Below are 16,789 nucleotides of genomic sequence, written 5' to 3' on the forward strand. Positions count from 1 at the left end.
GTGCAGGCACCTCGACCACGCCGATACCAACGCGGCCCTGAACATTCTCAACGCGGCCGGGCTTGGTCGTGTACGGACGTGGAGCCCGGCACCTGCGGGCTGCGAAGCGTCAACCACCCGGCGCGCCGCATGAGCACCGCCAGGAACCTGCCCCCTTCAGAGGGCAGAGGAAGTCAACTGTCCGCCGTGCTGCTCATCGGACTCGGCCTCAACAGCCTGTTCGGCTGGTCCTGGGCCGACCCGGTGGCCGCGCTGGTGATCGCCGGGGTCGCGATCAAGGAAGGGCGAGAGGCCTGGCGGGGCGACGCGTGCTGCGCGGTCCCCGTCGACGCCGGCCGCCCACCGACCGTCCAGAGCGCCGACGCCTGCGCCTGCGGGCCCGGCTGCTCCTGCTGCCTGAACGAGGCGAAGTAATCTTCCAACCCATGCCCAACCGGTACGCGCCGCGTTCGACGCCGAGTTGCGCGTCGCCCGCACGGCGACGGATCCCGCCACCGCGTGGCGAGCGGCCGAACGGGCACACATCCTGTCGCAGCCCTGGCCGGGGCCGCGGCGAAATAGGAGCCCCACGGTCCGGCCGTCGCCGGTTGTCGAGCGGAGGGACAACCTTGGTGGTACGACGGGCCGAGCGCGCGCAACCCCGGTGGTAGGGCCATCGGCAACTCCGGCATGACGACCGGTGACCACCCGCGTACATACGCTGCCGCAGGTACTCGTCATGCGAGCGAAGGGGTCCTCGATGTACGTCCGTCACCTGCTTGCCGCCGCCGCGGCCGCCCCGCTCGGGGCGCTCGGATCTGCCGCACCGGCGGCCGCGCACGTCTCGGCCCAGCCGATCGCCGCCAGTGTCTACACCATGAGCGCCGGGCGGCTCGGGGCCATCGTCGCCGGCCTGCTGGGGCTGACCGGCGTGGTCGTCGGCGGGCTGGCTCTGGCCCGCCCCGCCGGTCGTGTCGGCACGGGCTCCGGGCGGCTCCGGGCCACCGTGGCCGTGGCGGCGGGGCTGGCCGGCATGGCCCTCGGTGGGCTGGTCGTGGCCACCTCCGACGGTGGCATCGGCACCGGCAACGGGCGAGGCGGAGGCTACGTGGCCCTCGTGGTGGGGCTGATCGCCGTCGTCCTCGGTGGGCTGGCCCGGGTTCGCTCCCGCCGCACCGCCTGACCGGCCGGCTGCCGGCACTGTCGAGCCCGCCTCTCCTGACGGCACACGGGGGCCGTCAGGAGCGGGCGAGCCAGCCGGGAACGGTCAGGCCCGACTCGTACGCGAGGATCACCAGCTGGGCCCGGTCCCGTACCCGGGTCTTCGTCATGATCCGGCTGACGTGCGTCTTCGCGGTGGCCGGGCTCAGCACCAGCCGCGCCGCGATCTCGTCGTTGGACAGGCCTGCGGCGACCAGCGCCATCACCTCCCGCTCCCGCTCGGTGAGCGCGTTCAGCCGCGGTCCCGGGTCCGGGTGCGTGACCCGGGCGGTGAACTCGGAGATCAGCCGGCGGGTGATCGACGGCGCGATCAGCGCGTCACCGCGGGCCACCACCCGTACCCCGTGGATCAGCTCCGCCGGCTCGGTGTCCTTGACCAGGAAGCCGCTCGCGCCCGCCCGCAGGGCGCCGTAGACGTAGTCGTCCAGGTCGAACGTGGTCAGGATGATCACGCGGACGTCGGAGCTCGCGGTGATCTCCCGGGTGGCGGCCAGGCCGTCCAGTCCGGGCATCCGGATGTCCATGAGGGCGACGTCCGGTCGCAGCTGCCGCGCGAGCCGCACCGCGTCGGCGCCGTCGGCGGCCTCGCCGACGACCTCGATGCCGTCCTCGCCGTGCAGGATGGACCGGAACCCGGCGCGTACCAGGGTCTGGTCGTCGGCCAGCAGCACCCGGATCACGCCGGTGCTCCCGCCGGCGCCGACGCGGGCCGCAACGGCAGGCGGGCGCACACCCGGAAGCCGCCGTCCGGGCCGGGGCCCGTGCTCAGGGAACCGCTCAGCGCCCGGACCCGCTCGCCCATGCCGAGGATCCCGTTGCCGGGCGGGCCCGGAGCACCGGCGCCGTCGTCCTCGACCTCCACCAGCACGTCGCCGTGGTCGGGCCGGATCCGGATCACCGCGCTGGTCGCGCCCGCGTGCCGGGTCACGTTGGTGAGCGCCTCCTGGACGATCCGGTACGCCGCCAGGTCGACCTCCGGCGGCAGCGGCCGGGTCTCGGTCAGCTCGGTGTGGATCTCCAAACCGGACCGCCCCGCCGTCGTGACCAGCTCGTAGAGGCGGTTCAGACCGGGCGTGGGGGCGGCCGGGGCCGCGCTCTCCTGCCGCAGCAGGCCCAGCGTGGTACGCAACTCCTGCAGTGTCTCCTTGCTCGTCTGCTTGATCGCGGTGAGCGCCTGCGTGGACCGGTCGGGGTCCGGGCGGTGCAGCGCGGCGCTGGCCTGCACGTTGATCAGCGACAGGTGGTGGCCGAGCGCGTCGTGCAGCTCGCGGGCGATGCGCAGCCGCTCCTCGGTGGCCCGGCGCCGGGCCTCCTCCTCCGCGCGCTGCTCCGCGGCGAGCACCCGGGCCTGCGCCTCGGCGAGGTAGGCCCGGCGGTTGCGGGTCACGCCGACGACGACGGCGACGAGCCAACCGGCGTGCAGCAGCGTCGCCCCGTTCCCGCCGTCGGCTGACCTGTGGTAGCTGTCCGCGACGGCGAAGGCGACCACCGAGGCGAGACCGAGCCCCATGGCGACGGCGAGGTGCCCCTCGTCGACGACGGTGTAGAGCGCCACGACGAACACCAGCATGATCGGCCCGGGCCGGTGCAGCAGCGCTCCGTAGGCGCCGACGGCGGCCAGCGCCACCACGCCCACCGCTGCCGGATAACGGCGGCGCAGGTACAGCGCACCGGAGGAGACCAGCACGGCCAGCAGCGCCGTCCATTCGGCGGCGGTGTCGACGCCACGCGCCTGCACCACGAGGCCGACGAGGGCGACCAGGCCGACCCCGAGCACCAGGGCCGTGTTCGCGGCCCGGCCGTGCCATCGTGACCTCGACATACGCCGAAGCGTAATCCACGACCGGGCGGAGAAGGTTCCGCGCGGGTGCCGGGCGAGGACGGCGTACGTTCGGGGATTTCTATCTTTCGATGCCATTGGTAGTGTGCTGCGGTGCCCCCTCGCACCGTCAGCGCGCCACCGGACGACCGCGTCCTGGCCACCGGATCCCCGCGCTCCACCGTCCGACGACGGCAGCCCGCACGCTTCGGCGAGACCGGTCTCGGGTGGCTGTTGCTGCTGCCCTCCGTGGCGGTGTTCGCCCTGTTCGTGTTCTGGCCGCTCGGGCGGACCCTCTACCTGTCCGTGCACGGGAACGACATCTTCGGCGCGTCGTCCGTGTACGTCGGCGCCGAGCACTACCGGGACATGCTGTCCGCGGAGTTCGGCAAGGTGCTCGCCACGACCGCCCTGTTCACGCTCTTCTCGGTGGTGCCGGCCATCCTGGGCGCGCTCTTCGTGGTGCTGCTGCTGGAGGCGCGCATCCGGGGCGTACGGGTGCTGCGCACCGCGTTCGCGCTGCCGTTCGCGTTCTCGGTGGCGACCGCGTCGGTCATCTTCGCCGTCATCTACAACCCGGCCATCGGGGTCGCGAACGGCCTGCTCGGCTCCCTCGGGTTCGACCGGGTCGACTGGCTCACCGACCCGTCGATCGCACTGCCCGCCATCAGCGTCGCGACGGTCTGGATGAACTTCGGTTACAACATCCTCGTGCTCTCCGCCGGAGTGGCCGCCATCTCGCCCGAGGTGGTCGAGGCCGCGCGGCTGGACGGCGCCACCGGGTGGCAGCTCGCGTCGCGGATCACGGTGCCGCTGCTCTCCCCGCAGCTGTTCTTCCTCGTCGTGGTCTCCACGATCCACGCGCTGCAGAGCTTCGGGCAGATCCACATCCTGACCAAGGGCGGGCCGGACCAGGCCACCACGACCCTGGTCTACTCGATCTACGAGAAGGCGTTCGCCTTCGGTTCCTCGGACTTCGGCGCGGCCAGCGCCCAGGCCGTCGTGCTGCTGGTCATCATGCTCGCCTGCACGGCCGTCCAATTCGGCATCCTCGAACGGCGGGTGCACTACCGGTGAAGAAGTTCCGCCTCGGCCAGGCCGCCGTCTACGTGGTACTGGGTCTGGCCGCGATCCCCGTCCTGTTCCCGGTCTACTACGGCTTCGTCGGCGCCGTCATGGGCCCCGGCGACCTGGCGACCTACCCGCCCGCGCTGGTGCCGGGCGAGCTGCACTGGCAGAACGTCACCGACGTGTTCCGCTCGGTGCCGCTCGACCGCTTCTACGCCAACTCCGCCGTCCAGGCCGGCGTCATCACCGTGGCCCAGATCGTCACCAGCATCCTCGCCGCGTACGCCTTCGCGTTCCTTCGCCTGCCCGCGAAGGCCGCGACGTTCGGGCTGTTCCTCGCCACCCTCATGGTGCCGTGGGAAGCGATCATCATCCCCAACTATCTGGCCATCTCCGGTTGGGGACTGGCGCGGGGCGGCCTGACGTACCTCGGCCTCGTCCTGCCGTTCCTCGCCTCGGCGTTCGGCACGTTCCTGCTGCGCCAGGCGTTCCTGCAGTTCCCGACGGAGCTGCGCGACGCCGCGGTGATCGACGGCTGCGGTCACTGGCGCCTGCTGTGGCGGGTGATCGTGCCGCTGTCCAAGCCCTCGATCGCCGCGGTCGGGGTCTACGTCTTCCTCTCCGCCTGGAACCAGTACTTCTGGCCCCTGATCCTGATCCGGGACACCGAGTACCAGACCCTCCAGATCGGCATCTCGCAGCTCAACGACGCCGAGGCGGCGCAGCCGGGTCTCGTCCTCGCCGGCGTCGCGCTCTCCCTGCTCCCCACGCTGGCCGTTGTGATCTTCGGTCAGCGGTACATCGTCCGCGGCCTGACCGCTGGCGCGCTCCGCTGAACCTCCCAGAAGGAGAACCAATGACACGACTTCGGCTGCGCCGGACCATCACGGCGTTCGTCGCCCTCGCCGCCGCCGCCGCCCTGACGGCGTGCGGCGACTCCGACTCCGGCACCGACAGCGGAAAGGATGCGCTGGAGGCGGCCGGCGCCGAGGTGCTGGACGGGGGCAAGACCACCATCGAGTTCTGGCACGCGATGAAGGGGGCGAACGCCACCGCGGTCGATGCGCTCGTCGCCGACTTCAACGCGCAGAGCGGCGGCAAGGTCGAGGTCAAGGCCGTCTTCCAGGGCAACTACGACGAGACGATCGCCAAGTACAAGGCCTCCGTCCAGCAGAAGAGCACCCCGGCGCTGATCCAGATCTACGACATCGGCAGCCGCTTCATGGTCGACTCGAAGCAGGTCGTGCCGATGCACAAGTTCATCGAGAAGGACGGCTTCAACGCGGCCGACATCGAGCCGAACATCGCCAGCTACTACTCGATCGACGGCAAGCTGTGGTCGATGCCGTTCAACACCTCGACGCCCCTGCTCTACCTCAACAAGGAGGCATTCGAGCGCGCGGGCCTCGACCCGACGAAGCCGCCGAAGGACCTCACCGAGATCGGCGAACTGGCGAAGAAGCTGACGGTCAAGGACGCCAGCGGCAAGACCGTCCAGTACGGCTTCGGCGCGGCGATCTACGGCTGGCTGCTGGAGCAGCTGCTCGCCACCGACGGCAAGGAGTACTGCGACAACGGCAACGGGCGCAAGGGCCTGGCGACGAAGGTGCAGTTCGACCAGGAGACCGCCGTGGGCGTCGCGCAGTGGTGGACGGACCTGATGAAGGGCGGCTACGCGACGAACACGGGCCGCAAGACCGACGACGCCCAGGCGGCCTTCAAGGCCGGTACGGTCGCGATGCACCTGGAGTCCACCAGCGTGCTGCGCGGGTACGTCGACGCCGCGAAGGGCAGGTTCACCGTCCTCACCGCCCCGTACCCGAAGGTGAGCAGCTCGTCCACGGGCGGCCCGATCATCGGTGGCGCGTCCCTGTGGATCAACGGTGTCGGCCACAGCGCCAAGGAGAAGCGGGCCGCCTGGGAGTTCGTGAAGTTCGCCTCCAGCCCGGTCGAGCAGGCCAAGTGGCACACCGGCACCGGGTACGTGCCGATCAACGCGAAGGCCCTCGACGAGCAGATCGACAAGGACTGGATGGCGCAGTTCCCCCAGTTCCGTACCGCCGTGGACCAGCTGCACGCGCTGCCGCCGTCGGTCGCGTCGGCCGGCTGCCTGCTGGGCGTGATGCCGCAGGCCCGCAAGGCGTCCGAGGACGGCCTGGAGGCGGCGATCGTCGGTAGCAAGCCGGCCGACCAGGCCATGAAGGACGCCGCCGCGAGCGTGCAGGGCGCCATCGACAGCTACAACAAGTCGGTCGGCTGATCACCGCGTCAGCGGCGAACGAGAAGGGCCGGCTCCGTCGGGGCTGGCCCTTCTCCGGCGGGGAAGTCGGCGATGATCGCAGCCACGCCGAGCGCCGTCGGAGCGCGACGCCGGCCGCCCAGGTGGTCCACCCGGCCAGGGGCGAACCGCGGTCGATGCGTTGCCCCTCGCGGTGCTGGCCCTCACTGACAGTCAGCGGCGGCGAGCAGCAGCCGGTCGACCATCCGCTCCGTCGCGTTCCGACCGACCAGGCCGACCCGTACGGCGCGGCCCTCGGTCGGCCCGAGACCGCGGGCGACCATGATCCCGGCGCGGTGCAGCACCCGGTCGGCGAGACCGTCGGGGTCCGCCGCCCACGCGACCACCACCAGGTTGGCCTCGTGCCCGTCGGCGGGCACCGGCCGGTGGCCCAGCCGGGCCAGGCCCTCCCGGCACCGGCGCGCCAGCGCCGCGCGGCGCCGCACCCGCTCGGGCAGGCCGGTCCGCAGGGCCTCCCGTACCCGGGTCAAAAGCGCGATCAGGGCCGTCGTCGGCATGGTGACCGGGTGTGGTTCCACGGGGTCGTGGACCCGGTGCTCCTCCCACCGCCGCAGGTCGAAGTACCACGAGCGGCAGGCGTCGGGCCGGGCGGCGATCCGGGCCCGGCCACGGGCGCTCGGGGCCAGGATGCCGATGCCGGGCGGCCCGTCCAGGCCCTTCTGCGAGGCGGTGACGACCAGGTCGGCGCCGAGGTCGTCCACGTTGAGGGCCTCCCCGCCGGCGGAGGCGATGCCGTCGACCACCACGGCCACGTCCGGCCCGGCCAGCGCGGCCAGCGCGGCCACCGGGTGCCGTACCCCGGTGGACGTCTCCACATGGACGCAGAGCAGTCCGTGCGCGCCGCGGGACAGCGCGTCGGCGACCGGGTCCAGCGGCACCGGATCCCCGACCGGGACCGGCACCCGCACGACGTCGAGCCGGTGCGCCCGGGCCATGTCCACCAGCCGCGCCCCGAAGTATCCGGTGTCCGGCACCACCACCCGCTGGCCCGGCTCGAAGAGGTTGAACAGCGCCGCGTCGAGCGCGGCGCTGCCGGTGCCGGGCAGCAGGTACGGGCCGGTGCAGCCCAGCAGCGCACCGACCGCGTCGACCAGGTCGGCGTGGATGCGCGGCCAGTCGCCCCCGTAGTGCGCGAGCAGGGGGGAGCCCAGGATCTCCAGCGCGTCGTCGTGCAGCGCGCCGGGGCCGGGGATCATCAGTTCCGGCGGGTCGGTCATTCCCGTTCCGCCGTCACCGGTCGGCGGCCGACCGGGGCGGGGGCGCGGTGGTCGAGCTGCGGGGCGGCCGGACCACGACGTAGCTGCCGGCGGCGACCGTGGCGGTGCCGAGCACGACCATCCAGGTCAGCGGCTCGTCCAGCACCAGCACGCCGAGCAGGACCGCGACGACCGGGCTGACCAGCGTGTTGTACGACACCTCCACCGGGCCGAGCCGCTCGATCAGGTAGAACAGCAGCCAGTACGCCAGCGCCGAGCCCAGCAGCGCCAGGTAGAGCAGGGCCAGGACGCTGCGGATGTTCAACTCGACCCGGGTGCCCCCGCCGGGGTCGAGCACCAGCGACAGCAGCAGCAGGTACAGGCCGGCCGTGCCCAGGTGGATCGCCGTGTTGACGTACTTGTCGCCGCGCATGTACCGGCGGCTGTACAGCAACGAGAACGCGTAGCAGAAGGCGGCGACCAGCACCGCCAACTGGGCGACCAGCCGGATGCCGGCGCTGCCCGTGAACCCGGACCCCTCGCGGGTGCCGGCCACCAGCGCCACCCCCAGCACGCCGAGCGCCACCGCGAGGTAGTGGTGCCGGCGCAGCGGCTCCTTCAGCCAGAACCGGGCCAGCGGCAGCGTGATGATCGGGTTCGCGGCGATCAGCACGGCGGTCTGCCCGGAGGTGATGTACTGCTCCGCCCAGAAGATCAACGCGAAGGCGGTGCCCTGGAACAGCGCGAAGACCGCCGGCGGCACCCAGCCCCGACGGCCGGGCAGCGCCCAGCCGCGCCGCAACACCAGCGCGACCGCGGTGAGCACGAGGGCCAGCGCCACGGTGGCCACGAGGTTGCGGACCGCGGCGAACAGCACCGGCGGCCAGTAGTCCACCCCGATCTTGATGAACAGGTACGTCGAGCCCCAGATCAGGCACAGCGCGGCGAAGGCGACCACGGTCGCCGGGGTGAGCCTGCGCCGGCCCGGCGGGGGGCCGCCCGCCGCCGGGGCGGCCCGCTGGGCCGGTACGGAGCGGTCGGCCTGGTTGTCCCGGCTCGAGGTCGTCATCGTTCACCATCCAGGAAGAGTCCGGTGACGTCTCCGTCGTGGTCGGTCGGCCGGTTGAACCAGTCCCAGCCGCCGGAGACGGTGAGGTTGGCGCCGGAGACGTACGACGCCCGGTCGGAGGCGAGGAAGGCGACCGCCTCGGCCACCTCGTCCGCCTCGCCCAGCCGCCCCATCGGCACCCGCTTGTGCATCCACCCGGCCTGCTCGGGCGGGAGGAAGCCGTTGTCGATCAGGCCGGGGGAGACGCAGTTGACCCGGATGCCGTACGGGGCCTCCTCGGCGGCGAGGCTCATCGTCAGCACCACGACCCCGGTCTTGGCCACCGCGTACGCGGCCACGTTCGGCGCGGCCCGAACCAGGTGCACCGGACCCAGCCCGATGTTCACGATCCGCCCGAACCGCCGCTGCCGCATCCCGGGCAGGACCAGCCGGCTCATCAGGAACGCGCTGCCGAGGTTCGAGTCGAGCACGCCGCGCCACTCGTCGTACGACATCGCGCCGAGCGGCGTGAAGTGGAACTCGCCGACGTTGTTCACCAGCGCCCCGAGCGGCCCGAGCCGCTCCTCCGCCCGCGCGACCACGCGGGCGGCGTCGTCCGGGTCCGTCACGTCGCCGGCCACCGCCACGCCCCGCCGTCCCTGCGCGGCCACCTGCCCGACGGTGACCTGCGCGGCGTCGGAGTCGGCGCGGTAGTTGACGGCCACGTCCCAGCCCGCCCGGGCCAGCGCCACCGCGATCGCCCGTCCGATTCCCCGGGAACCGCCGGTCACCAGGGCGGCACCCGGGCGCCCGCCGTCGCCGGTCATGTCGTCTCCTCAGCCTCGTCGTGGTGGCCGTCCACGTCGACGGCCAACTCGGCGTAGTAGGAGATGTCCCGGGGCCGGGCGCAGTACCGCCGGTAGAACTCGGCGAGCCTCGGCTCCTCGTCGTGGACCAGGTCCTCGTGCAGCTCCCGGGACCGCCACGGGTAGAGCATCACCCCGCGACGGGTGTCGTCGAGTGCCGAGAAGAACCGGGCGTGCCCGCACCAGCCGGGATGGGCGTGCGCGGCCGGCCCCAGCAGGTCGTCCATCTCCTGCATCGCCGCGGTGATGTCGCCGGCGTCCGACGTGAAGTGCCACCGCTCCAACACCCAGATCAAGGCGCACCTCCCAGCTCGTGGCCGTGTGCGTCGCGCCCGCCCCCGGCGCCGGCGGCGGGCTGCCGGCGGAAGTACCGCTGCAGCAGCGAGTCGCCGTCGTCGACGAAGCGGCGGCACACGTGCATGTGGTTGCGACGGTTCACCCGCTGCGTGTCCAGCAGTCGCCGCCACGCCGCGCGTACCGGCTCGGGCGCGTCGCCGCGGCGCGCCTCGAACCGTCGGCGCAGGGTACGCAGGCCGTCCAGCATCCGCGCGTGGTCGGTGTTGTACTGGCCGGAGAAGCCCTCGCCGGCGAACGGCGGCATCATCGACGGCCGGACCAGCCGCTGGTACTCGCCGCGCGGGAAGTCCGCGGCGTAGCGCATGGTCGCGGTCGACGCGTCGTACAGCCGGGCCAGTTCCCGCAGGTCCGCCTCGGCGGTGTCCCACCTTCCCGCGTCGAGCCGCCCGATCGTCTCGTCGAGCCGGGTGTTCAGGGCGACCAGCAGCAGGTGGAACACCTGGTGCCCCAGCTTCCACCGCAGCACCGCCTCCCGCTGGGCGGGGGTGAGCCGGTCGGCGGGGGCCGTCACGGCGCCACCCCCGGGCCCGGCGCGGGCCCGGACCGCTGGGCGTCGCCGGGCCCGGACCGCTGGGCGTCGCCGGGCCCGGACCGCTGGGCGTCGCCGGGCCCGGGTCCGGGCCGGGGGTCCCCGGGGGCCGTACCCCGCTCGGCGTCGTCGGCCGCGGCGGCCACCCAGCGTTCCAGGGTCACCCGCTGGATCGCGAGCAGCCCCTCCAGCACCCGGACCCGGTCCTCGGCCGGCAGGCTGCTCCGCTCCAGGTCCGCCACCAGCTCCGCCGCCACGCGTAGGCAGCCCCGGGTCCAGTCCGGCAGCCCCGGATGGTCGCGGACGATCCGGAAGTAGCGGTCGTACTCCGCCGGGCCCGACCCTTCCGTCAGCCCGTCGGGCACGCGCGAGTCGGCCGGGACGGCCAGCGGGGAGACCAGCCCGTAGTCGAGCGTGGCGTCGTCGGGATCCACCGCTGCCCCCTCTCGGGTGCCTAGCTCCGGTCCAGGTCGGACATGACGACATGCGCCCCGTTGCGCCCCGGCACGCCGAAGACGCCACCGCCGGGGTGCGCCCCCGAACCGCACAGGTACAGGCCGTCCACCGGCGTGTGGTGGCTGGACGGCCCGGTGCCGCCGCGCAGGAAGAAGAGCTGGTCGGCCGTCATCGCGCCGTGGTACAGGTCCCCGCCGGTCAGGCCCAGCCGGCGTTCCAGGTCCAGCGGGGTGAGCACGCACCGGTCCACCACCGAGTCGGTGATCCCCGGCAGGTACTCCTCCATGCACTCCAGCACCCGGTCGGCGTACGAGTCGCGGATGTCGTCCCACGACGCGCCCGCCAGCCGGTACGGCGCGTACTGGATGTAGAGCCCCATCAGGTGCCTGCCCTCCGGCGCCACCGTCGGGTCCAGCACGCTGGGAACCGTGGCCTCGATGTGCGGGTTGGCCGACGGGCGTCCGGCCCGGGCGTCCGCGTACGCCTCCTCCAGGTACTCCATCGTGGGCGCGATCAGCATTGTCGCGTTGTGCTGCGGGCCGAGCCCGGGCGGGAATCCCCGTACCTCCGGCAGCCGGTCCAGCGCGAGGTGCATCTTCATCGCCACGCCCTGGAACCGCCGGTTCTCCATGGACCGCCGGTAGCGGCCCGGCAGCGCGTCGGCCTCCATCAGCCGGACGAAGGTCGTGTACGGGTCGGCCGCCGACACGACCGCGTCCGCCGACAGTTCCTCGCCGGAGGCGAGCACCACCCCGGTGGCCCGGCCGTCGCGGGTGACGATCCGGGCCACGGGGGCGTCGGTGCGGATCACCGCGCTGTGCGACCGCGCGGCCGAGGCGAGCGCCGCCGTGATCCCGCCCATGCCGCCGCGTACCTGGCCCCACGCCGGCCGCCCGACCTCGGTGACGCCGGTCATGTGGTACAGCATCAGGTACGCCGACCCCGGCATCGACGGGCTGGCGTCCACCCCGGTGATCCCGTCGATGACCAGCGGCACCTTGATCGCGTCCGACTCGAACCACCGGTCGAGGAACCCGGCGGCGCTGCCCGTGAGCAGCTCCATGAGCATCGGCAGGTCGTCGCCGGGCAGCTCGGCCGCCCGCCGCAGCGCGTCCCGCAGCACCGCCGCCGCGTCGGCGCTGCCGTACCGCCCGGGCGCGTGTCCGTTGCGCGCACCGGGGTCGAGGGGCCGTGCCAGCCCCGGCAGCGGGTTCATCAGCAGCGGCTCGATGTGGTCGGCCAGCCGGCGCATCGTCCGGCCGTACGCGGGGTAGGCGTCCGCGTCGGCCTTGGAGAACTTGGCGACCTCCGCCACGCAGGCCCGTTCGTCGGAGCCGAGCGACAGGTGCCGCCCGTCGGGGAAGAGCGCGACCACCGACGGGTTGCGCGGGATGAACTCCAGGCCGTGCGCGGCGAGGTCCAGGTCGGCGGCGATCTCCGGCCGGAACAGCGACGTCACCAGCGACGCGGTGGAGCACCGGTACCCGGGCATGAGCTCCTCGGTGACGCACGCCCCGCCGAGGATGTCCCGGCGTTCCAGGACCGTGACGCGCAGCCCGGCCCGGGCGAGGTAGGCGGCGCAGGTCAGGCCGTTGTGCCCGCCGCCGATCACGATGACCGTCGGGGCGCTACCGCCGGACGGGTGGGTCATGACTGATCCCCCTCCACTCTCAGGCCGGGCTCGACGTGTGTGCCCGGTCCGACGAGACCAGGGGATAGCCCAGCCGCGTCAGCTCGTGCCCAGCCAGTTCCTCGAACCGGGCCACCTGCTCGCCCGACAGTTCCCTGCGGAAGCGACCCACCTTCGCGCCGTACAGCGCCTGTGCCGTCGCCTCGGCGCTCGGGTGGTTGTACGGGTTGTCGAAGAGCGAGTGCGGCAGCTCGGCGTGCCGCAGCAGCGCGTCGTGCCAGCGGACGCCGAGGAACGCCACTACCCGCTGCAACGTCCGCCGGGGGTCCCCGACGAGGTCCTCGTACCGCATCTCCAGGTACCGGTCCGGCGGCGCCACGGTGTGCGGGCGCTCGACGACCCCGAGCCAGCCGGCGGCGGCCTGCTCCACCGTCTTGTACGCCCACTCCTGCCCACCGGTGACGTTGGACGCCGCCACGTCCCGCCCGTCGCGGACCACGTGGACGAAGTGCGCCCCCGGGAACAGCCGGGCGAAGTCGTCGACCCGGTGGATCTGACGCTGGATCTTGATGCCCCAGCGTGGCAGGCCGGTCTGCCGCCGCCGGAACTCGCCGACCGCGTGCAGCACGTGGCACCGGTCGTCGAAGTCGACGATGTCCGATCCGAGGTCCGCGACGACTCCGCCGACGATGTCCCGCAGGTCCTGGAAGGACACGCCGAACCGGTGGCACTGCTTGGCGAACTGGACGCCGAAATACCAGTCCGGATCGGCCGTCTCGACGCCCGTGCCCCGTACTCGGGGATCGTCGCGCAGCAGCAACTCGCAGGACTCCACGATGTACGGGCCGAGGTCGCGGGGCTCGGTGAAATCGAGTTCCGGACCGACCACCAAATCGGGGTGGGAGTCCAGCACGACGCTGGTCAGCGTCGTGCCGGACCGGTTGTCACCGCCGATGAGCAGGGGATTGGAGGGCAGTGGGTCACGCATCGTCACGACGACCTCATCTCTCGGCCGAGCGGTGCAGCGGCTTCCCGTGTTGCCCGTCATTCTCCCAACAACCAGTGGCTACGCAAGTGATGACCGGCAATGTCCTTGCGTTCTTGCCCATTTGTTTCGGCCATGGCCGTACGGTCGGCCCAATCGGTTACCTGGTATCCGTCGTGAGCTCGTGTCCCGGCGGAAGCTGCATGTCGCCGACATGGCGGCATCGGGAGGGTTCGGACACCCCTATGTCGCCGACATCGAGTCGATCAAGACGGGGCGGCCCGGCGCTCGGGGAGCGTGGAGCGCCACCCGCGCGACCGGGCCCGGCCGGCTCCGGGAGCCCGTGGGTCAGTGCCTTTCGGGCGGCGCCGCCGGTCCTCGAACTCCCGTTCCAGTGTGGCACCACCTGGGAGGGCAACTCCGATCGCAGCAGCGCCCACCGGAACTACGAGATCGACTTCAACCTGCCGGGGGGCGCCGAGGACCGGGGGAAACCGGTACTGGCCGCGGCCGCGGGGACGATCAGGTGGGAAGGCGGCACCACCTCCGCCTACGGCAACTACGTGGACTACATTCGCCCCGCCTCGTTCCACGGCGACCCGTTCGACTACGCCACCGGCGTGGAGACGTACGTCAGCCAGAACTGCGCCTCGTCCAGCCCGTCGTCGATGCCGGGGTTGTCGGCGGTGTCGCGGGGTGTGGGTGGGTTGGATGTGTTCGCGGTGACGTCGGATGGTCGTTTGAAGCATCCGAATTTTTCGTCGGGTGTGTGGGGTTGTTGGTCGACGTTGTATGGGAATGCAACGATCAAGGGGTGAGCCGGCGGCGATTGCGGGTTCGGGTCGGATCGATGTGTTCGCGCAGGGGATCGACAATCGGTTGAAGAAGATCACGTGGACGTCGGCGCATGGTTGGTATCAGTGGGCTGACATGGGTGATTACACGATCACGTCGGCGCCGGCGGTGACGTCGCGGTCGGCGACGGGGATCGACGTGTTCGTGAAGAACAGCGTGAACAAGATTGTGTATCGGCATTTCGACACTGCGTTGCCGATCTGATCCAGAAGACCTGGGTGTCGGGCAGTGGCTGGTACGGGTGGAGCGGACTCGGCCCCGTCGGCGCACCAGCCTGCTGAACCGACAGTGACCGGCCCGGCCAGCGCGGCACGACCGCGGGGGGCCGGGCCGGCGCTATCGAGCGGCGGCGCCGCCACGTCCGGGCGATGACGGACCGCGGGCACCCCAGGCCCGACGCAGCAGGGCGAGCAGCCCGTGCCCGTCCTCGATCCGCGCGTCCGCTTCCAGGCCAGGCGGAGTGGCCTCCCGGTCGGTGCGGGGCGAGCGCATCAGGACCGCCGCCCCCGTTCCTGCCCGGCGGGCGCACGCGATGTCGCGGTTCAGGCTGTCGCCGACGAACCAGCAGTGCGCGATCGGCACGCCGACGGCGTCCGCCGCCAGGCGCGCCAGCCGCGGGTTGGGCTTACGGGGGCCGGCCTCGTCGCTGTAGAACTGGGCGGCGAACAGGCGGGCCAGCCCGACGGCGGCGAGGAAGTCCCGGTGCGCGGCGCCGCAGAGCGTGTTGCTGACCACCGCCAGGGGCAGACCCGCGTCGTCGGCGGCGGCGAGGGCTTCGGGGACGCCGGGACGCACAGCCCATTCCGCACGCCAGGTCCAGGCGTACGCGAGCGGCGTCGCCTCCCGCTCGACGGCGGCCCGCGCCCGCTGTGGCCAGTCGCGGGTCACGAAGTCCGCCCACACCCGGGCGTGGGGCAACTCGACGGGATCGCCCGACCTTCCCACCTCGTCCCGCCAGCGGGCATACGCCTCGGCGCCCTGCCGCAGGTCCGCGGCGATCCGATCCTCCGGCACCGACCCGCCGACGAGGCGGGACAGTCGCCGCACCAGTGCGGGCGGGTCCGGCGGTTGCGGCGGCGCGTCCACCAGGACCCCACCGAAGTCCAGCAGGAGCGCGCGAGGTGAGGGAAGCATGCCGCAATCCTCGCTCAAGGTGCCGGACCCGGCCGGGTTGCCCCGGCCGGCCCGGCAGTTCCGGGTTGACCGGCCGGCACGCCGGTCAGCTCGTCGCCTTCCGCGACGGGCGCAGGCCGGGCCCGGGTCCGACGATCGTTCCCGCCACACCGGCCGCGCTGATGAGTCCTGCCATCCGTCGCACAAGATGTCCTTTCTTCGAGCCCCCCTCGGGCTGCCACCACGATCTACTTCCCGCCGTCCCATCGACAATGGGCGGCTGTCCCGAGCGGACCGGGAAATGTCCCGGGGCGTCGGGCCGTGCCGCATCGGCCCGGCCCGAATCCGCGCCGCGCACCGGAGGCCGGCGTCACCGGGGCGGCGCCGCGCCCGTCGGCTGTCGGTCCGCCGGCCCGGTCGCGGCATCGGCGCGCGTCCGCCGGGCGTCGGCCCGTCCCGAGACGGCGCGCGACAGTCCGAACAGGCCGGCGGCCATGAGTACGCTCACCGCGAGCTTCGGTGCGACGCTGGCCGACAGCAGGTCCAGGACCTGGCCTGCGGTCAGCGCCAGGGGCACCCAGACCGGCACGAGGCGGGCCCGCCACGCCCCGAAGGCCAGCACCAGCAGGCCGACCAGCCAGCCCAGGATCCAGAGCGCGAACGACGTGATCACGAACGGATCCCGGTCGAGCGCCTCGACGACCGGCCGCGCCGTGGCCGGTTCCACACCCGCCGCGGCGAGCGCGCCGAAGAACGCGTTGTAGTGCCACAGGTGGACCGTCGCGAGGTAGAGCGCGGGCACGACCAGGAACCCGCCGATCGTGGCGACCACCGGCCGGCGGCGGCCGAGCGCGACGACCAGGCCGGCCATCGCCGGCAGGAGAAGCAGGTGGGCGAGCGTGAACAGCACGGTCTCGACCCGCCACGCCCCGAGGTTCCCGCCGGCCACCGTCACGTTCCCGGCGGTCTCCGCCACCTCGTCGGGGAACATGAGCCAGTAGAAGCCGTACAGGACGCCGCCGGCGACCATCGCCGCCGCGGCGAAGCGCCGACCGTACGGTCGGGGGGAAGCGCTGTCCATCGGGTGTTCATCGTCTTCGTCGGGCTGGCCGTGCTCGGGCCGGGCTACGCGGTGCGGATGCGCCGGGCGCAGGCGGCGCGCCTGGTCGCGCTGGCCGCCGAACGGGAGGCCGCGGCCCGCGTCGACGAGCGGCTGCGGGTGGCGCGCGAGCTGCACGACATCGTGTCGCACGGCGTTTCGGTGATGGTGTTGCAGGCGGGGGCGGCGCAGGCGGTGCTGGAGTCGGACGCGCGGCAGGCCCACGCGGCGCTCGACGCCGTGCAGGACGTGGGGCGGGACGTGGTCAC

17 protein-coding genes and 3 pseudogenes are annotated in these 16,789 nt (G+C 72.7%); 9 read left to right on the plus strand and 11 right to left on the minus strand.

Going from position 1 to position 16,789, the window contains the following annotated elements; genetic code table 11:
• Positions 1–177: 177 nt before the first annotated feature.
• The 3 genes and pseudogenes from ACGFIZ_RS09910 to ACGFIZ_RS09920 form a co-directional block, all read left to right on the plus strand.
• Positions 178–414: pseudogene (locus ACGFIZ_RS09910) on the plus strand (cation transporter); the annotation flags it as partial.
• A gap of 34 nt (positions 415–448) precedes the next feature.
• A pseudogene (locus ACGFIZ_RS09915) lies at positions 449–673 on the plus strand (hypothetical protein); the annotation flags it as partial.
• Positions 674–718: 45 nt separating this feature from the next.
• Positions 719–1,162 carry a DUF6223 family protein gene (locus ACGFIZ_RS09920; RefSeq protein ID WP_393417655.1) on the plus strand — a complete coding sequence of 148 codons (444 nt, stop codon included), beginning with the start codon at positions 719–721 and terminating at the stop codon, positions 1,160–1,162.
• A gap of 55 nt (positions 1,163–1,217) precedes the next feature.
• Here ACGFIZ_RS09920 and ACGFIZ_RS09925 read toward each other — a convergent pair whose 3' ends face one another.
• Together ACGFIZ_RS09925 and ACGFIZ_RS09930 are read right to left on the minus strand one after the other, a co-directional pair.
• Positions 1,218–1,880 carry a response regulator gene (locus ACGFIZ_RS09925; RefSeq protein ID WP_393417657.1) on the minus strand — a complete coding sequence of 221 codons (663 nt, stop codon included), beginning with the start codon at positions 1,878–1,880 and terminating at the stop codon, positions 1,218–1,220.
• Entirely contained in the window at positions 1,877–3,022 is a 1,146-nt protein-coding gene (locus ACGFIZ_RS09930; RefSeq protein ID WP_393417659.1) for a sensor histidine kinase, read from the minus strand. Before ACGFIZ_RS09930 ends, ACGFIZ_RS09925 begins: the two co-directional genes overlap by 4 nt.
• A gap of 111 nt (positions 3,023–3,133) precedes the next feature.
• Between ACGFIZ_RS09930 and ACGFIZ_RS09935 the strand changes: the two genes are divergently transcribed.
• The 3 genes from ACGFIZ_RS09935 to ACGFIZ_RS09945 are packed head-to-tail and all read left to right on the plus strand — an operon-like array spanning position 3,134 to position 6,347.
• The gene (locus ACGFIZ_RS09935) at positions 3,134–4,096 is read left to right on the plus strand and encodes a carbohydrate ABC transporter permease (protein ID WP_393417661.1); all 963 of its coding nucleotides are present in this window, start codon (positions 3,134–3,136) and stop codon (positions 4,094–4,096) included.
• Complete coding sequence (locus ACGFIZ_RS09940; protein WP_393417663.1) at positions 4,093–4,923, plus strand: carbohydrate ABC transporter permease; 831 nt, start codon at positions 4,093–4,095, stop codon at positions 4,921–4,923. The genes ACGFIZ_RS09935 and ACGFIZ_RS09940 overlap by 4 nt, the downstream gene beginning before the upstream one ends.
• A 20-nt stretch (positions 4,924–4,943) precedes the next feature.
• Entirely contained in the window at positions 4,944–6,347 is a 1,404-nt protein-coding gene (locus tag ACGFIZ_RS09945) for an ABC transporter substrate-binding protein (protein WP_393417665.1), read from the plus strand.
• A gap of 182 nt (positions 6,348–6,529) precedes the next feature.
• Here the strand turns inward: ACGFIZ_RS09945 and ACGFIZ_RS09950 are convergent, their stop codons facing one another.
• The 8 genes from ACGFIZ_RS09950 to ACGFIZ_RS09985 are packed head-to-tail and all read right to left on the minus strand — an operon-like array spanning position 6,530 to position 13,456.
• Positions 6,530–7,603 (minus strand): pyridoxal-phosphate-dependent aminotransferase family protein, encoded by a 1,074-nt coding sequence (locus ACGFIZ_RS09950; RefSeq protein ID WP_393417667.1) that lies wholly within the window; start codon positions 7,601–7,603, stop codon positions 6,530–6,532.
• 13 nt (positions 7,604–7,616) lie between these two features.
• Positions 7,617–8,651, minus strand: coding sequence for a DMT family transporter (locus tag ACGFIZ_RS09955; protein ID WP_393417669.1), 1,035 nt, complete (start codon positions 8,649–8,651; stop codon positions 7,617–7,619).
• The gene (locus ACGFIZ_RS09960; protein ID WP_393417671.1) at positions 8,648–9,457 is read right to left on the minus strand and encodes an SDR family NAD(P)-dependent oxidoreductase; all 810 of its coding nucleotides are present in this window, start codon (positions 9,455–9,457) and stop codon (positions 8,648–8,650) included. The genes ACGFIZ_RS09955 and ACGFIZ_RS09960 overlap by 4 nt, the downstream gene beginning before the upstream one ends.
• Entirely contained in the window at positions 9,454–9,792 is a 339-nt protein-coding gene (locus tag ACGFIZ_RS09965; RefSeq protein WP_393417673.1) for a hypothetical protein, read from the minus strand. Before ACGFIZ_RS09965 ends, ACGFIZ_RS09960 begins: the two co-directional genes overlap by 4 nt.
• Positions 9,789–10,364 (minus strand): hypothetical protein, encoded by a 576-nt coding sequence (locus tag ACGFIZ_RS09970; protein WP_393417675.1) that lies wholly within the window; start codon positions 10,362–10,364, stop codon positions 9,789–9,791. The genes ACGFIZ_RS09965 and ACGFIZ_RS09970 overlap by 4 nt, the downstream gene beginning before the upstream one ends.
• On the minus strand, positions 10,361–10,816 hold the full coding sequence (locus ACGFIZ_RS09975) for a hypothetical protein (protein WP_393417677.1): 456 nt from the start codon (positions 10,814–10,816) through the stop codon (positions 10,361–10,363). The genes ACGFIZ_RS09970 and ACGFIZ_RS09975 overlap by 4 nt, the downstream gene beginning before the upstream one ends.
• 20 nt (positions 10,817–10,836) lie before the next feature.
• On the minus strand, positions 10,837–12,489 hold the full coding sequence (locus ACGFIZ_RS09980) for a phytoene desaturase family protein (protein WP_393417679.1): 1,653 nt from the start codon (positions 12,487–12,489) through the stop codon (positions 10,837–10,839).
• A gap of 19 nt (positions 12,490–12,508) precedes the next feature.
• Complete coding sequence (locus tag ACGFIZ_RS09985) at positions 12,509–13,456, minus strand: sulfotransferase family protein (protein WP_393417978.1); 948 nt, start codon at positions 13,454–13,456, stop codon at positions 12,509–12,511.
• Positions 13,457–14,016: 560 nt separating this feature from the next.
• Between ACGFIZ_RS09985 and ACGFIZ_RS09990 the strand changes: the two genes are divergently transcribed.
• Both ACGFIZ_RS09990 and ACGFIZ_RS09995 read left to right on the plus strand, forming a co-directional pair.
• A complete protein-coding gene (locus ACGFIZ_RS09990) occupies positions 14,017–14,271 on the plus strand; it encodes a hypothetical protein (protein WP_393417681.1) in 255 nt (84 codons plus the stop codon).
• Entirely contained in the window at positions 14,246–14,512 is a 267-nt protein-coding gene (locus ACGFIZ_RS09995) for a hypothetical protein (RefSeq protein ID WP_393417683.1), read from the plus strand. The genes ACGFIZ_RS09990 and ACGFIZ_RS09995 overlap by 26 nt, the downstream gene beginning before the upstream one ends.
• 132 nt (positions 14,513–14,644) lie before the next feature.
• Here ACGFIZ_RS09995 and ACGFIZ_RS10000 read toward each other — a convergent pair whose 3' ends face one another.
• Entirely contained in the window at positions 14,645–15,442 is a 798-nt protein-coding gene (locus ACGFIZ_RS10000; RefSeq protein ID WP_393417685.1) for an HAD family hydrolase, read from the minus strand.
• A gap of 1,243 nt (positions 15,443–16,685) precedes the next feature.
• On the opposite strand from ACGFIZ_RS10000, the pseudogene ACGFIZ_RS10005 reads away from it, so the two are divergent.
• A pseudogene (locus ACGFIZ_RS10005) lies at positions 16,686–16,769 on the plus strand (hypothetical protein); the annotation flags it as partial.
• Between the last annotated feature and the right edge of the window lie 20 nt (positions 16,770–16,789).

It is taken from the genome of Micromonospora sp. NPDC048830 (genome assembly GCF_043198215.1).
In the GTDB taxonomy this organism is placed as follows: Bacteria; Actinomycetota; Actinomycetes; order Mycobacteriales; family Micromonosporaceae; genus Micromonospora.

Coding starts and splice junctions, on each gene's coding strand:
- ACGFIZ_RS09920 (WP_393417655.1), top strand. CDS start 719: ATGCGAGCGAAGGGGTCCTCGATGTACGTCCGTCACCTGCTTGCCGCC.
- ACGFIZ_RS09930 (WP_393417659.1), bottom strand. CDS start 3,022: ATGTCGAGGTCACGATGGCACGGCCGGGCCGCGAACACGGCCCTGGTG.
- ACGFIZ_RS09945 (WP_393417665.1), top strand. CDS start 4,944: ATGACACGACTTCGGCTGCGCCGGACCATCACGGCGTTCGTCGCCCTC.
- ACGFIZ_RS09950 (WP_393417667.1), bottom strand. CDS start 7,603: ATGACCGACCCGCCGGAACTGATGATCCCCGGCCCCGGCGCGCTGCAC.
- ACGFIZ_RS09955 (WP_393417669.1), bottom strand. CDS start 8,651: ATGACGACCTCGAGCCGGGACAACCAGGCCGACCGCTCCGTACCGGCC.
- ACGFIZ_RS09960 (WP_393417671.1), bottom strand. CDS start 9,457: ATGACCGGCGACGGCGGGCGCCCGGGTGCCGCCCTGGTGACCGGCGGT.
- ACGFIZ_RS09980 (WP_393417679.1), bottom strand. CDS start 12,489: ATGACCCACCCGTCCGGCGGTAGCGCCCCGACGGTCATCGTGATCGGC.
- ACGFIZ_RS09985 (WP_393417978.1), bottom strand. CDS start 13,456: ATGCGTGACCCACTGCCCTCCAATCCCCTGCTCATCGGCGGTGACAAC.
- ACGFIZ_RS09995 (WP_393417683.1), top strand. CDS start 14,246: ATGGGAATGCAACGATCAAGGGGTGAGCCGGCGGCGATTGCGGGTTCG.
- ACGFIZ_RS10000 (WP_393417685.1), bottom strand. CDS start 15,442: ATGCTTCCCTCACCTCGCGCGCTCCTGCTGGACTTCGGTGGGGTCCTG.